At 69.1% G+C, this 14,684-nt stretch carries 13 protein-coding genes and 1 pseudogene; 11 read left to right on the top strand and 3 right to left on the bottom strand.

Annotated elements, in window-relative coordinates; all coding sequences use genetic code 11:
* The first annotated feature begins 5 nt into the window (after nt 1-5).
* Nucleotides 6-1,610, top strand: coding sequence for a lysyl oxidase family protein (locus LR394_RS20590; protein ID WP_231444385.1), 1,605 nt, complete (start codon nt 6-8; stop codon nt 1,608-1,610).
* Here LR394_RS20590 and LR394_RS20585 read toward each other — a convergent pair.
* Complete coding sequence (locus LR394_RS20585) at nt 1,592-2,281, bottom strand: class I SAM-dependent methyltransferase (RefSeq protein ID WP_231444383.1); 690 nt, start codon at nt 2,279-2,281, stop codon at nt 1,592-1,594. The two genes, LR394_RS20590 and LR394_RS20585, sit on opposite strands and share 19 nt — an antisense overlap.
* A 45-nt stretch (nt 2,282-2,326) precedes the next feature.
* Between LR394_RS20585 and LR394_RS20580 the strand changes: the two genes are divergently transcribed.
* The 8 genes from LR394_RS20580 (at nt 2,327) to LR394_RS20545 (ending at nt 10,484) form a co-directional block, all read left to right on the top strand.
* Nucleotides 2,327-3,025 carry a GAF and ANTAR domain-containing protein gene (locus LR394_RS20580; protein WP_231444381.1) on the top strand — a complete coding sequence of 233 codons (699 nt, stop codon included), beginning with the start codon at nt 2,327-2,329 and terminating at the stop codon, nt 3,023-3,025.
* 73 nt (nt 3,026-3,098) lie between these two features.
* Complete coding sequence (locus LR394_RS20575; protein ID WP_231444379.1) at nt 3,099-4,007, top strand: ribonuclease Z; 909 nt, start codon at nt 3,099-3,101, stop codon at nt 4,005-4,007.
* Between the two features lie 134 nt (nt 4,008-4,141).
* Nucleotides 4,142-4,459 (top strand): hypothetical protein, encoded by a 318-nt coding sequence (locus LR394_RS20570; protein ID WP_231444377.1) that lies wholly within the window; start codon nt 4,142-4,144, stop codon nt 4,457-4,459.
* Nucleotides 4,460-4,729: 270 nt separating this feature from the next.
* A complete protein-coding gene (locus LR394_RS20565) occupies nt 4,730-5,536 on the top strand; it encodes a hypothetical protein (RefSeq protein ID WP_231444375.1) in 807 nt (268 codons plus the stop codon).
* Nucleotides 5,537-5,594: 58 nt separating this feature from the next.
* Entirely contained in the window at nt 5,595-5,864 is a 270-nt protein-coding gene (locus LR394_RS20560; RefSeq protein WP_231444373.1) for a PLDc N-terminal domain-containing protein, read from the top strand.
* 29 nt (nt 5,865-5,893) lie between these two features.
* Nucleotides 5,894-7,084, top strand: a complete 1,191-nt coding sequence (locus tag LR394_RS20555) for a sensor histidine kinase (protein WP_231444371.1) — start codon at nt 5,894-5,896, stop codon at nt 7,082-7,084.
* On the top strand, nt 7,081-7,761 hold the full coding sequence (locus LR394_RS20550) for a response regulator (RefSeq protein WP_231444370.1): 681 nt from the start codon (nt 7,081-7,083) through the stop codon (nt 7,759-7,761). Before LR394_RS20555 ends, LR394_RS20550 begins: the two co-directional genes overlap by 4 nt.
* A 287-nt stretch (nt 7,762-8,048) precedes the next feature.
* Nucleotides 8,049-10,484, top strand: a complete 2,436-nt coding sequence (locus tag LR394_RS20545; RefSeq protein WP_231444368.1) for a FlgD immunoglobulin-like domain containing protein — start codon at nt 8,049-8,051, stop codon at nt 10,482-10,484.
* 56 nt (nt 10,485-10,540) lie between these two features.
* On the opposite strand, the gene LR394_RS20540 is transcribed toward LR394_RS20545, so the two are convergent.
* Nucleotides 10,541-11,665: a serine hydrolase domain-containing protein gene (locus LR394_RS20540; protein ID WP_231444366.1), complete on the bottom strand. Its 1,125-nt coding sequence runs from the start codon at nt 11,663-11,665 to the stop codon at nt 10,541-10,543.
* 133 nt (nt 11,666-11,798) lie between these two features.
* On the opposite strand from LR394_RS20540, the pseudogene LR394_RS43675 reads away from it, so the two are divergent.
* Nucleotides 11,799-12,551: pseudogene (locus LR394_RS43675) on the top strand (histidine kinase); the annotation flags it as partial.
* 427 nt (nt 12,552-12,978) lie between these two features.
* A complete protein-coding gene (locus LR394_RS43085) occupies nt 12,979-13,620 on the top strand; it encodes a response regulator (RefSeq protein ID WP_231444362.1) in 642 nt (213 codons plus the stop codon).
* A gap of 19 nt (nt 13,621-13,639) precedes the next feature.
* On the opposite strand, the gene LR394_RS20525 is transcribed toward LR394_RS43085, so the two are convergent.
* Nucleotides 13,640-14,593 (bottom strand): helix-turn-helix transcriptional regulator, encoded by a 954-nt coding sequence (locus LR394_RS20525; RefSeq protein ID WP_231444360.1) that lies wholly within the window; start codon nt 14,591-14,593, stop codon nt 13,640-13,642.
* Nucleotides 14,594-14,684 lie beyond the last annotated feature (91 nt).

Raw genomic sequence — 14,684 nt, 5'->3', positions numbered from 1 at the left:
GAACCATGAATCTGAATCTTCGCCGCACCGCCTTGCGCATCGCTCCGGTCCTGGTCGTGCTGATGGCCGGCGGCACCGCCGCCGCCGTGAACTCGGCCTGGCCCGCTGCCTCGGCCATCGTGCCCACCGACGGCCCGGCGCTGAGCTTCACCGTTCTGGGCACCACCCACACCGTGCAGCGGGCCAAGGGCGAACCGGTCTGGCTCTACGGCCTCGGGCAGTACGCGATCGCCGATCAGAACGTGGAAATCCGCACGCGCAAGGGAAAATCGTACGCCGACCCGGTCCGGACCACGCTGATCCTGGGTGAGGGGGCGCAGCAGGTCACCACCAGGCTGCCCGACGGCCTCACCGGCACGCCGAACACGCTGACCAAGTTCTTCGACGTGAAGGTCAGCAACGCCGACGGAAAGACCGTGCAGACCAGCACCCTCGACTTCTGCCCCAACTCCTGGGGGCGTTCCCGGGTGCAGGTGGACGCGCCCGCGCAGTCGCCCTACCCGCTGGGCTGCGGCTCCCACCCGTTCGCGATCGGCGGGGTCTTCGGCGTCACCGGCGGCTGGTCCACGCCGGTGCTGGGGGATTACGAAAGCCCGGTCTCGTTCGACGGTCCCGACGGCACGTACGTCCTGAAGGTGGCCGTGTCCAAGCCCTGGCGGCAGGCGTTCGGGCTCACCCTCAAGCAGGGCACCATGCAGAGCACGGTCAAGGTGAAGACCGTCAAGGTCGATGCCAGTAGCGTTGCCGCGCACGCCCATCACGGCGGCGATGTCACCGCCGGGGAGCCGTTGTCACCGCAGCGGGCGGCCCTGGAGGCGGCGCGTGAGCAGGCGCTGGGGGTGCCGAACGTTCCGGCCCCGAACCCGCCCACCGCCCAGAGGTCGATCAGCGGACTGGCCCTGGACGACCTGCCCAAGGCCGACCTGCGCTCGCTGCCCGCCTACCAGATCTACACCGATGTCCGGGGGAAGAAGGACGGGCCGAAGAAGACGTACCTCACCTTCGGTGCCACGGTCTGGAACGCCGGTCCTTCGCCGATGGTGGTCGACGGGTTCCGGCGTCCGGGAGCCGATGTGCTGGACGCCTACCAGTACTTCTTCGACGCGGACGGCAACCAGGTGGGCTACGCGCCGGCCGGTGAGATGGAATGGGATCCGCGATCGGGCCACAACCACTGGCACTTCCGGGACTTCGCCTCGTACCGGCTGCTGGACTCCACCCGGACGAAGACCATCGTGAGCGGTAAGGAGGCGTTCTGCCTGGCTCCCACCGACCCGGTCGACCTGACCGTGCCGGGCGCCAAGTGGGCCCCGGCCTCGACCGACCTGTACACCGCCTGCGGGCAGGGCAACAAGAACCTGCTCAGCATCCGCGAGGTGCTGGAGACCGGCTGGGGCGACACCTACAGCCAGGACCTGCCGGGCCAGTCGTTCAACATCACCCGGGTGCCCAGCGGGGTCTACTTCATCCAGACCATCGCCAACCCCGAGCACCGGCTCACCGAGTCGAACTACGACAACAACTCCTCACTGCGCAAGGTGAAGATCGGTGGGGACGTCGGGGGCAAGCGCACGGTGAAGGTGTATCCGCATCAGGGCGTGAAGGACTGAGAAGGGCCGGCGCTGGTTGCTTTCTGGGCCAGAAGATGCACGTAGGGACGGGTCTCGTGGGGTGGGCGGGGCTGGTGCAGCAGTTGTGCCTGAACCGGCAGACCGGCCTCGCCCAGCGCCTGCGACACCTCGTCGGGTACCAGTCGTTGCAGGGGCAGGGTGACGTCGTGATCCAGCCAGGTCCGCAGCTCCAGCGGCTCTTCCCGCACGCTGAACGCCAGCAGCACCACGCCGCCGGGCTGCAGCGCCCGGTGAAAACCCTGGAACGCCTGCGAAAGGTGCTCGATCGGAACGGTGTTGAACGAGAACAGCGCGGTGATGCCGTGCAGGCTGAGGTCGGTCACCGGCAGGTCCAGAATCGTGGCCTCGCGGAACTCCAGGTGCGGATAGGACCGGCGGGCCTGCTCGAGCATGGCCGGTGACAGGTCCAGGCCGAACACGTCCAGGCCCAGCTCGTGCAGGAACTGGGTCACGAAGCCTGACCCGCAGCCGACGTCCGCCACCCTGGTGCCGCCGGCCTCCCGGACCAGTTCGGCGAACAGCGGCAGCATGGCCCGGTCGTAGGGCCGGACCTGCAGGCCTTCGCTGCTCGCGCGGGTGTAGGCCTGCGCGACCTTCTGGTAGGTGCGGCGGGTCGCGGTCAGGAAGTCAGGTTCCTCGGGCTTGGTCACCGTCTCGAGTCTCCGTAGCGCCGGGTCCTGGGTAGCGTGGCGATTATGTCTAAGCTTCCCGCCGCGGTTCTGGCCGAGTTGCTGAACATCCGGTTTGCCGACGCCTCCCTGGAGCAGTTGCTGGCCCAGTATGTCCGGATCGCCCAGAGCGGGGTGGACGGTGCCGACGAGGTCTCGATCACCTTGATCCGGAACAACCGGCCGTTCACCGCCGGCCACAGCGGAGACCTGGCCCTGGCCGCCGACGAGCTGCAGTACGAACGCGGCTACGGCCCGTGCGTCGACGCCGGTGTCTCCGGGGTCGAGCTGGCCATCCCGGACATGCGGGACGAGGCGCGCTGGCCGGACTACGCGGCTGCCGTCGCGCAAGAGGGGGTGCTGAGCGCAGTGTCCCTCCCGTTGCCGGTGCAGACCGAACTGCTGGGAGCGCTGAACCTGTACTCCCGCAAGCCTGAGGCGTTGGGTGAGGAGACGCTGGCAGTGGCCCGGGAAGTGGCTTCCCACATCGCGGTGGCCATCGGTAACGCGGTGTCGTACCAGGACAGCGCCCGGCTGGCCGAGGACATGCAGGCCGCGATGCGCAGCCGGGCGGTGATCGAGCAGGCCAAGGGCGCGATCATGGCGCAGAACCGGTGCAGCGCCGAGCAGGCGTTCGAGATCCTGCGGGTGGCCTCGATGGGCCGCAACGTCAAGCTCCGCGATCTGGCCAAGGACATCGTGGAGCGGTTGCCGGATACCCCCTGAACCGGCCGCGCTTTTAGGTGTTCCAGCCCGGTCTCCCTAGCGAGGCGGCCGGGGTGAGCAGGATAATTCGCCCATGGGTCGCCTGGAGATCGTTGCGCTGGGTACGTCGTGCCAGGTGCCTACGCGAGAACGTAATCATGTAGCCACGCTGGTGCGCCTCGGCGCCACAAGCATTCTCGTCGACTGCGGGGAGGGAACGCAGCGCCAGATGCTCAAGGCCGGCGTGGCCAGCAGCCGGATCGCGGCCCTGTGCCTGACGCACGAGCACGGTGATCACACCTACGGGGTACCCGGATTTCTGAATCGGCGGCGGGTTGACGGTGCGCTGAACCCGTTACCGGTGATCGCCCCGCAGGCTGCGCTGGAACGGCTCGATCTGCTCACCTCGTTCGCCACTCGTGGTGAGAATCCGCTGCATAGCTGGGTCCCCGCGTCCTCTGCCGGTCTGGTGGAAGTGATGCGGCTGGACACCTGGAGCGTTTGGACGGCGCCCCTGCGGCATGGGGTGCCGACGGTCGGGTATCGCTTCGTGGAGGACGACGGACGCCGGGTGGTTCCGGAACTGGCCGCCGAGCGCGGCATCTCGGGTCCGGACATCGGAAGGATCCAGCGCGGCGAAGTGATTCGGGGCGTGCGGCTGGCCGATGTGAGCGTGCCGCGGCGGGGCCAGCGGATTGCCGTGATCATGGATACTGCGGTGTGCGAGGGGGCGCTGGCCCTGGCCGAGGGCTGCGATCTGCTGGTCGCCGAGGCCACGTACCTCGAGTCCGAGGCCGGACTGGCCGAGGAGAACGGGCACCTGACCGCCGGGCAGGCGGCCGCCCTGGCGGTTCAGGCCGGGGTGCGGCGGCTGGTGCTGACCCATTTCTCCTCGCGGTACGAAGATCTGGACGAGCACGCCAAGGAAGCCGGGGACATCCATCCGGACGTGGTGGTGGTCCGCGATCTGCAGACCGTGGCCGTGCCTTCGCGCCTCATCTGACGTCTTCGGAGGCCATGAACACCTGGCAAACTCGGCGCCATGATCAGCAGTTCGACCCGTGAAGGCACCGCATGACCCCGGCCGGCACCAGCGCGCCTGAATCCGCCGGAGGACTCGATGCTTCTCGTCCGGCGGTGAGCACGGCCCTGGGTGCAGCCTTCGGCGCCGCCCTGGTGCTGCAACCTCGTCGCATCCTGGCCCTCACCGGCACCGATCCCGACCTGCCGGGCGTCACCACCGCCGCCCGAATTCTCGGCGCCCGCCACCTGGCCCAGGCCGCGGTCGTAGCCTCGGCCCCCAGCCGGTTCCGGGCCGCCCGCTGGGCTGCCTGGGTCGACGGCCTGCATGCCGCCAGCATGCTCGCCCTCGCCGCAACTGCCCCCGACTACCGCCGCGCCGCCCTGACCAGCGCCGGTGTGGCCGGCGCACTGAGCGCAGCCGCTTCGATGTAGGTACCGCCGACCGGAAAGCAATCGATGATTGTGTACACCCGGGACATTTGGTGCCACGTGTCCCGGATGTACAGAACCGACGGACGTCCCCACGCTCATCGTTGCGTTACCCGCGGTGCGGCCAGGGACGTCCTTCCATCACGGTTCGCCGTCGGCGCCACCGTGGTGGCCAAGGGCGTGCGGTAGACGGTTGAGCCGTACCGAACCCCTGGGTCGGAACGAGGCCACGCTCACCCCGGCCCCGTTGATTCGTCTGGTTAGGCTGGCCGGGTGCGTCCTTCCCCTCACGTACTGGACCTGTTCGCCGTCCCCGAAGACACCGAGCCGCTGCCCGGCGGCCAAGGGCACAGCGTTCGCGCTGGTGACCTGGTGCTCAGCCCCGAGCGCGATGCCCTGATCCAGGACTGGCTGAGTCCCCTCCTGGCCCGGCTCGCGGTCCGGCTCGACGTGGACCCGGCCCGGCACCCCCGGGATCTGCGGATCGCGGTTCCGGTGCCGGCCCGGGACGGGAGCTGGGTGGTCGACGGCTGGGCGGCCAGCCGGTACGAGCCCGGCACGGTGGCCTGCCAGAACCTGGCCGTCTCGATCGCCGCCGGGCACGTGCTGCACGCCCAGCTGGCCACGTCGCTGCTGGAGCGCCCGGTGCGGCTGCCGGAACGCAACGACCGCTGGGCGTTGGCCGAACGGGTCGCCTTCGGTGAGCTGCCGGTCCCCGACGCCGATCCGGCGGTGGTGGAACTGGTGAAGCGGGCGCTGGCGGCGGCCGACGAGGAACCGTCGATCGGCCGGGACCAGCTGGTGCACGCCGACCTGGCCGGCAACGTCCTGCTCGACGCGAACGGTGCGCCGGTGGTGATCGACTTCGCCCCGGCCTGGCGGCCGGTGCTGTGGGCCGATGCGGTGTGTGTGCTGGACAGCGTGCTCTGGCACGGGGCGGCGCGCGAGGTGCTGGACGAGTGGCGGTACGGCCCGGCGCGGGCGGCGATGGCGCGGGCAGTGGTCTTCCGGGTGCTTTCGGACGCCCCGGCCGATGTCGCGGCCTACGCGGAGGTGCTCGGGGTACGACTTCCGGCATAGCTGATGCTGGCCGGGTGAGTTATGGTTCCGCGGGCCACCGAGCCGCAGCATTCTTGGCATGACTTCTCTTCATGCGGTTGCGGCCCAGGTGGATTCGACGTCCCAGCCTCTGCACTGGCTGTTCGCGGGCGGCATCGTGCTGTTCCTCCTGGCTCTGGTCGCCTTGTTCGTCGTGGTCCTGGTCTCTGTGCTGGGCTCGGACCTGTCGGCCGGGATGAAGGTGCTGTGGGTGCTGTTCATCTTCTGGATGCCGGTGGTGGCCTGGTTCGCCTGGTACCTGATCGGCCGGCCGGACTCCCGCCGGCGCCGTCCCGGCCCGGCCTACTGAAAAGGCCTGAGATGGAAAGGCTGAGCCTGATGTCGAACTGGTGGGCGCAGTTGTGGCGTCCGGCCACCCCGCTGCGCGGACGGCCGCGCCGGTCCTGGGTCCTGGACGCTGCCCTCGGCCTGCTGATCGCGGTGCTGGCGATCGACAACATCAGCACCGTCTCGACCGCTGTCGTGGTCCTGGTGGGCCCACTGCTGCTGTTCCGCCGGATCTGGCCGGTGCCGGTGAACCTGCTGGTGATCATGATCTGCGTGGCCACCTTCGGCACCGGCAACGCGATGCTGCAACTGGGCGCCGTGAGCCTGGCCCTGCACACCCTCACCGTCCTGGGTCCGCGCCGGGCGGCGGTGTTCGGGCTGGCGCTGTCGATGTTCTGGCCGTTCGTGGCCGCCGCCGGACCGCTTTCGGCTCTCAACTCGGTGGCCCAGAAGATCCTGATCTTCGTCGGCCTGTCCACCCCGCAGGTGCTGGCCTTCACCCTCGGCCTGTACCGCCGGGCCCGCGACCAGAACCAGGCCGACCTGCAGGAACGCAATCGGCACCTGGTGATCGAGCGGGAGCAGCGCGACGCCCTGGCCGCGGCCGACGAGCGCGCCCGGATCGCCCGCGAGATGCACGACCTGATCGCCCACCACCTCACCGTGGTGGTGGCGCTGAGCGAGGGTCTGGCCCGCAGCGGCGAGATCACCAGCGACCGTTCCCGACAGGCGGTGACCACCACGGTCACCATGGCCCGGTCCGCGCTGGAGGAGACCCGCCGGTTGCTGGGCACGATGCCGAGGGAGGGCGATGCGACCGCCGGACTGCACCCGGCCCCGGACCTGCGCTCGCTGGACGGTCTGGTCAGCCAGGTCCGGGCCACCGGCCTGCCGGTCACGCTGGAGGTGGAGGGCGAGCCGCCGGGCGAACTGGCCTCCAGTGGGCTGCAACTGACGGTGTACCGGCTGGTGCAGGAGGCCCTGACCAATTCGATGAAGCACGCCCAGGACGCGACCAGAACCGTTGTGCGGCTGCAGTACCGGTCCGACGCCATCAACATCTCGATCGAGGACGACGGACGCGCCTCGGGGGCACCGGCGGCGGACGGTCTCGGGCGGGGGATCATGGGCATGCGGCAGCGGGTGCAGTCGTTCGGCGGAACGGTCGAGGCCGGGCCGAGCCGGGCCGGCGGCTGGAAGGTCAGCGCGGGATTCCCGCTCAACAGCAAGGTGGCACCGTGACTATCGGCGTGATGCTGGTCGACGACCAGCCGTTCCTGCGGCTCGGCCTGCGGATGGTGCTCGAGCCCGAGCCGGGCATCGAGATCGTCGGGGAGGCGGAGGACGGCTCGTCGGCGGTACCGATGTCGGCGGCCCTGAAGCCCGACGTGGTGCTGATGGATGTCCGGATGCAGAAGATGGACGGGATCACCGCCACCGAGAAGATCCTGGCCGAGCGGCCGGAGACCAAGGTGCTGATCCTGACCACGTTCGACCTGGACGAGTACGTGTTCGCCGGACTGCGGGCCGGGGCCAGCGGCTTCCTGCTGAAGGATGCTCCGCCCGATGTGCTGCTGACCGCGATCAGCACGGTGGCCACCGGGGATGCGGTGCTGGCGCCTTCGGTGACCCGGCGTCTGCTGGAACGGTTCGGCTCGGTGATGCCCGGGGCCCAGGGCGCGCAGCGGCGCGAGGAGGTGCTGGCCGCGCTGACCGATCGCGAGCGAGAGGTGTTCCTGCTGCTGGCTGCGGGTCGCTCGAACCAGGAGATCGCTGCACAGCTCTACCTTTCCGAGGGCACGGTCAAGGTGCACGTGGGGCACATCCTGGCCAAGCTGGGCCTGCGTGACCGGGTGCAGGCGGTGGTGCTGGCGTACGAGGCCGGCGTGGTGGTGCCCGGCTCGCACGAGCTCGGCTGAGTCGAGGCCTTCCTGCTCAGGGAACCGGATACGTCGCTGGGTGACCGGCCGCGCAGACGGCTGACGCACGTTCAGCCGACGCACATTCGGCCGACGCGCGTTCTGGTTCCCGGGCGCGACCATCGATACGGCACCGGCGCGAAACGTTCCGGCCGGGCCTTCTCTGCGGTCGGCCCGGACTGCGCCGTCCCTGCTGCCGCGCCCGTTCTCGGGCCTTGCCCGAGCATCCGGTTGCGGCGGCGGCTCGCGCCCTCCGGTGATCTACCGCCCTGACCGGTGGGGGCATCATGGCTGGAGCACGGCGTGCGCTGGGCTGGTTGCTGGCCTTGGGAGTAGGAGTGGGCGGGACGCTGCTCGCGGCGCCTGCTCAGGCGGCCGAAAACCCTTCACCACCGACGATCCGGGTGAGCGGCGGCCCGATGCAGGCGTCGCTGCGGATGGTCGGGGCCTCGGACTCCGGGGTGGTGGTGGAACAGGGCAGCGACCCGACCGATCACGCAGACGTGGTCAACTCCCTGGTCTACACCGGCGCCGAGGGTGGTGAGCTGACGGCCCGGCCACTGATCAAGGCCACGAACTACTTCGAGCAGCCGCGGCTGCTGGTCGGGGTTCACGGTGACGAACTGGCCTGGGCCGACCCCTTGTCGCCCTATCCCTTCGTGAACCAGGCCTGGTACCTGCACCGGATGAATCTGATCAGCGGCCAGGACGTCATCGACGCCCCGGCCGCCCGTCCTTCGGCCTTCAACGCCGGCAACTGGTACACCGCGGCGGGTCTGGCCGGGGGCGAGCCGGTCAACCTGCTGCGGCACAAGGCCGGAACCGGCACCGGCGGCAAGAACGGCGAGATGGCGATCGACCGGTTGATGGAGAACGCCGAGGGAATCGTCGATCTGGCTGCCGACGGGTCCACGGTGGCGGTCGTGCGGGCCGATCCGCCGGTACCCAAGCCGGGTTACCCGGACTCGGCGCCGGAAGGCACCCGACAATTCAGCCTGCTTCTGAGAGACCCCTACAGCGGAACGTTCTCGACGCTGGTAGAGACGACCGACGTCATCAAGTCGGTTGCTCTGGGCCCTGATCTGCTGGCCTGGGACTCGCAGGCGGCCGGTCAGTCTCTGCAGATCCACAGCCGGCCGCTCTTCGTGGCGGAGCCGGTGGTGAGTTCGTATGCCGAGACCGACCCGGACGCCGAAAGTGTCGACCTGGTCGCCAATGATCAGGGTGTGGGCTACCTGGTGGCCGGTCCGACCGACGAAGACGCCTTCCCGGTGCCTCCGGCCAAGGACGTAGAACTTCGCGTGGTGAAGGGCGAAAACGCAACCACCACCGAACTTCCCGACTACAGCCAAGGCCTGGCCGCCGTCGGCGATCGTTTCCTGACCGCCACCGGTGGGGCACCGAAAACGGCTGGTGTGTACAGCGTAAGCCCGGGTGACGTCGCAGTCCGCACCGCAACCGTCGCCAGTGCGACGTATCCCGTGCTGGACGTCGGCCTGGCCGGTTCCAGCCTGTACACGCTGGACCGTTCCAGCAGTTCCGACGATCGTCATACGGTCTGGAAGACCGCGATTTCCGGCCAGGAGACGCTGACCGCCGGTCCCCGCAAGCGGCTCGGCGTCAACGGAAGTTCGCTGATCGAGTACCAGGTCAGCCACTCCGACCGGCTCTTCGCCTTCTCGGCCGGCCGGGCCCTGATCTGGGGGCAGGACGAGCACAGCTGGCAACTCGCCGATCGGGGGCGGGTCACCGGCGTGATCCAGGGCCAGTCCGAGTGGGGGCCCTGGTACCCCGATGTCTCCGGGCCGTACGCCCTGCTCGACACCGCGGTGTTCAAGCCGAACGGCGACAAGGTCTACGAGGTGCGCAAGTCCGACTACGCCACCGGCCGGGCCGAACTGTTCGGCTCGAGCATCGTCTACAGCATCGGGCCGAGTTACGACGAGGACACCGGAGCCTACGAGACCCGGGTCTGGCTGGACGACGTGGAGAACCCGGATCCGCAACTGCTCGCCACCTATCAGGGCCCGTGCTGGCGCCCGCCGCAGGTCTCGATCTGGGGCGAGCTCGTGGCCTGGGAGGACTGCGACGCCGAGAAGATCGTCGTCCGGAACATCCGCAACGACACCGAACGCCTGATCGACAATCCGTTCGGCAGCGGATTCCAGGTGACCGACCTGCAGCTGAGCGAGGGGGTGCTGTTCTGGTCGAACTGGGTGGAGAACGCCGCCGAACAGTACGGCGGCCACCTGATAGACCTGAACTCGCCGGATGCTCAGCGGGTGGACCTGTTGGGAGCCTGGTACCGGTTCGATCTGGACGACCACCTGCTCACCCGGGCGCTGCCCGGCCGGGACGGGGCCGAGGTGCAACGGATTCCGTTCGCCCAGCAGTACCGTCCGCGTTTGATCGGCAAGCTGGCCGCGTCCCGCTTCACCGCCGGAACCCAGCAGTGGCGGCCCCGGTTCGACGTCTCCAAGCCGATGACCGACGTCCGTCTGCTGATCACTGACCGCAACGGGGCAACCGTGAAGACGCTGACCGGCACGGCTCCCGACGGCAGTATCCGGGACATCGTCTGGGACGGCCGCGACCGGACCGGCCGGAAGATGGAACCGGGTACCTACCACTGGCGGTTGCTCGGCCAGGCGGCCGACGGGGACGGCTCTCTGATCGGGAAGTTCGGTGGTTCAGTGGTTTCCGGGCAGGTGCGAGTCAACTGAACCAGGGGGGACGGTAAGGGCGCCGGGCTTCGGCCCGGCGCCCTTGACGATGCGGATCAGGAGCACAGGGCCCGCTGGACCAGGCGGTCGGCGGCTCGTTGCTGGTTCAGCACGCCCTCGGGGGTTGCCGCGAGCGCGGTGTTCATCGTGACAACGGCACTGCTGCGGCCGTTCTCGGTGACGCCGGTGACCGTGATGAATCCGCCATCGCCACCGTCGTGCCCCCAGTACCGCCCACCGCACCTCAGAGGTCGGCTCACCAAGCCGAGTCCGTAGCGGGCGTCGGGCCAGAAAGCCGCGAGTTCGGGGCTGACCGGCACATCCTGACGCATCACGTTCAGCTGGGCCGGGGGCAGGAGCTGTCCGCCGAGCAAGGCCCGAAAGAACCGGGTGAGGTCGCGTGTGGTGGCCAGGACGCCGTCCGGATCGCTCGAGACCTGCTCGGTGACGTCGACCAGGCTACCGACTTCGAACTGCTGGTGAGCGCGGGAGTGCGGGGTTGGCAGAAGCGGTGACGTCCCGGCCGGGCCGAGCGTACGCAGTCCGAGCGGCCCGGCGATGCGCTGCTCGATCGACCGGTACAGCGGCTTCCTGGTGACTTTCTCGACGATCGCGTCCAGCAGCAGGTAGCCGGTGTTGGAGTAGCTCCAGCTCGTTCCGGGTGCGAAGTCGAGGGGATGCTGCATGGTCCGGGCGATCAGCTCTTCACGGGTGTGCACGTCGTAGCGCTGCTCGAGGTATTCCTGCGCAGTGGTGTAGCCGGGCAGGTCGTCGTGCAGACCACTGGTGTTCTGCAGCAGGTGGCGCACGGTGATCCGGTCCGTCGTTCCGGGCAGGTACTTCTCCACCTTCTCGTCGAGGCCGAGCTTGCCTTCGGCCACCAGCTGGAGCACCACCACCGCAACCATGGCCTTGCGAGTGCTGGCGATCCGGAAGTGCCCTTGCTCAGGCATCTCCCTCCGGCTGCGCTGCCCGGCCACGCCGCTGGTGACCACGATGCGCCCCTTCGGGGTGCTGACCTCGGCTTGGACCCCGACTACGCCGAGTGCGCCGATCGCATCGGCGTCTTTCTGCAGAGGGCTGACGTCGGCGTTCGCCGAGGAAGCACCGCTGAACAGAGCTGCGGTAACGGCCGCAACGGCGACAAGAAGTTTCGGCCTGTGGATGAATGATGGTTTCATGCCTGGCACAGTAAGTTTCACGTACGATTCCGAGCAGTGCCCCCAGCTGTAGAAAGAGGCCTACAGCTGGCTGTAGTGCACTGGGCCGGGTCGTCCCGGCAGGCTGGCGAGGGGTTCAGGGAGGGGGCTTCGGATGTTGCAGGGGCAGGGAAGAGATTCCCCGCAGCGAGCACAGTCATTTCTTCGAGAAACGTTGCGGTGCGCGGTTTATCTGCTGGCAGGGCTACTGCGCGGGCCCCTGGCCGTTCTCGTTCTCCCGCTGCTGTTCAGTTCGCGGGTTGCGCAAGTCTGGGCCCGGCGTGAACAGCAGCGCTCGCGCCGGATACTCGGCGATACCGGGAATTTGCCACCGACCGGCAGCCGCTGGAGGATTGCGGGCTGGGCGCTGATCCAGGCCGTCGCCGGTTCGGCTGCGGGTCTGCTGGTCCTGCTGATCGTGGGCAACATCGCGGTCGCTCCGGTGGCGACGGGGCTGTGGTGGGTGTTCGATCCGGCCGACCCGCCGCGTCTGTTCGTCGAGATCCCGGTGACCAGTTGGCCCAGAGCTTTGCTCCTGGGGCCGTCGCAGGTCATCCTCTTGCTGGCGGTGGCCGGTCCGACGTTCAGGCCCTCGGCCCACGGGCTGGCCCGGTGCTGCCTGAACCAGTTGGCTCCCTCGGCGTCCGACCGCCGGGCCGAGCGCCTGGCTCAGCGGGTGACGGTACTGGCCGAGAGCCGGGCCGACGTACTCGATGCCCACGCCGGTGAACTGCGTCGGATCGAGCGGGATCTGCACGACGGTACGCAGGCGCATCTGGTGGCCATCGCGGTTCGGCTGGGGGTCGCCGAGAAGGCTCACGCCCGGGGAGAGCACGACAAGGTCGGTCGTCTGGTGAGCCAGGCCCACATCGAGATCAGGGATGCGATGGAGGCTTTGAGGGGTGTTCTGCGCAGCGTCTACCCGCCGATCCTGGCAGATCGCGGTCTTCCTGGTGCCCTGAATGCGCTGACTGCAGGGTGCTCGGTGCCTACCCACCTCGAGATGGCCGAGGTCGGAAGGCTTCCGGCGGCCGTCGAGTCGGTGGTGTACTTCGTGGTGGCCGAGGCATTGACCAACGTGGTCCGGCACAGCGGAGCGCATCATGCGCAGGTCCGGCTGGCCCTCGATGCCGCGGGCAGCCTTCGGCTGGCCGTGACCGACGACGGTGCCGGGGCGGCCGATCACCGAAAAGGCAGCGGGCTGAACGGTATGCGCGGCCGGGCAGGGCGCTGGACGGTACGTTCACGGTGCACAGCCCGGCCGGTGGCCCGACCACGATCAGGGCGGAGCTGCCGTGCGCGTGGTGATCGCCGAGGACAACGTGCTGCTGGCCAACGGTCTCGAGCTGCTGCTGGAAGAGGCCGGGTTCGAAGTAGCGGCGCTGGTCGCCGACGCGGATGCCCTTCTGGAAGCGGTCGAGGCCGGGCATCCGGACGTCGCCATCATCGATGTCCGGCTTCCCCCCGGCTTCCGGGACGAGGGCATCCGGGCCGCTCTGGAAGCCCGCCGCCGGCGTCCCCAGTTGCCGATTCTTGTTCTCTCGCAGTACGTCGAGCAGCAGTATGCGGCCGAGTTGATCGCGGCCGGGGGTGGGATGGGCTATCTGCTCAAGGACCGGATCAGCCGGGTGAGCGAGTTCACCGAGGCACTCTCCCGGGTCGCGGCCGGCGGCACGGTGATGGACCCGGAGGTGGTGGCGCAACTCCTGGCCAACCGTCGGCCCGGCCCGATCTCCACGCTGAGCCCGCGCGAACGTGAGGTGATCGCGCTGATGGCCGAAGGAATGGACAATCAGGCCATCGCTGAGAGGCTTTTCGTCACCGACAACGCCGTGCACAAGCACATCGGCAGCATCTTCGCCAAGCTCGGGCTGGTCGCCTCGGAGAGCGGGCACCGGCGCGTGCTGGCCGTGCTGATGTACCTGGAAGGCCGCTGACCGGTTGGGTTGACGGCCCTCATCGGCCTCCATCAGCGGCGCGAGCCAGGCGCCCGGCCAGGGTCTCCAGCGCGGCCCGCAGTTCGGCCGGCCCCTCGACCTCGAGATCCACGTCGAACCGGGCGATCGAGGCGGCCAGCCCACCCCATGACCACGAGCCCGATGTGAGACGCGTGCGGTCGGGGCCCAGCGGCTCCACCAGGCCGTCTCCGGCGAAGGGAGCGATCTGGTCGGCGGCGGCGTGCAGCACCACCGTGCCGGTGCAGGGCCAGGCATTGCCGTCGCGCGAGCCCTTGAACAGGCCCGCGACGAAGGCGGTCGGGTCGCCGCCAGGAATCGGACGAGGGCTGAAGCGGGGGCCGTTCGGGGTGCGCGGGCTGATCCGGTCGGCGCGGTAGGTGCGCCAGTCGTTCTTGTCCAGGTCCCAGGCCAGCAGGTACCAGCGGCCGTTCCGGCTGAGCAGGTGCTGCGGCGCGGCCTTGCGGACCTCAGGAGAGCCCGCGTAGTCGAAGCGCAGCAACTCACGGGCCCGTACAGCGTCGGACAGGGTTCTCAGCACGGCCGGGTCGGCCTCGGGCGCGTTGGTCGGGCGCATTGGCGTGACCTGCAGGGCGTCGATCCGGTGCCGCAACCTTGACGGCATCACCTGGCGCAGCGTGCTGAGCGCTCGTTCGGCCGCCTCGGCCACCCCGGCGCCGCTGGCCGAGGCCAGTTGCAGGGCGATCGTCAGGGCCACCGCCTGCTCGTCGTCGAACAGCAGGGGCGGCAGGTCGGCCCCGGCCTCCAGCCGGTAACCGCCGTCCGGCCCTTTGACCGCGGCGATCGGGTACCCGAGCTCGCGGAGCCGGTCCACGTCTCGGCGCACCGTGCGCGGGCTGACCTCCAGGCGCTCGGCCAGCACCTGGCCCGGCCAGTCGCGGCGGGCCTGGAGCAACGACAACAGAGACAGCAGGCGCTCGGAGGTTCCGCTCATGGCGTCCATGATGCTCCGGGGTAGAGGCCAGAACCTGACCGCTAACCCCGCGACCTCGGTTTCGGGGGTGATCGGGCTACTCGACGTAGCT

Source organism: Kineosporia babensis, from assembly GCF_021129305.1.
Lineage (GTDB): Bacteria > Actinomycetota > Actinomycetes > Actinomycetales > Kineosporiaceae > Kineosporia > Kineosporia babensis.
The sequence above is the reverse complement of the archived record's forward strand: the minus strand, read 5'-3'. Positions and strand labels throughout refer to the sequence as shown.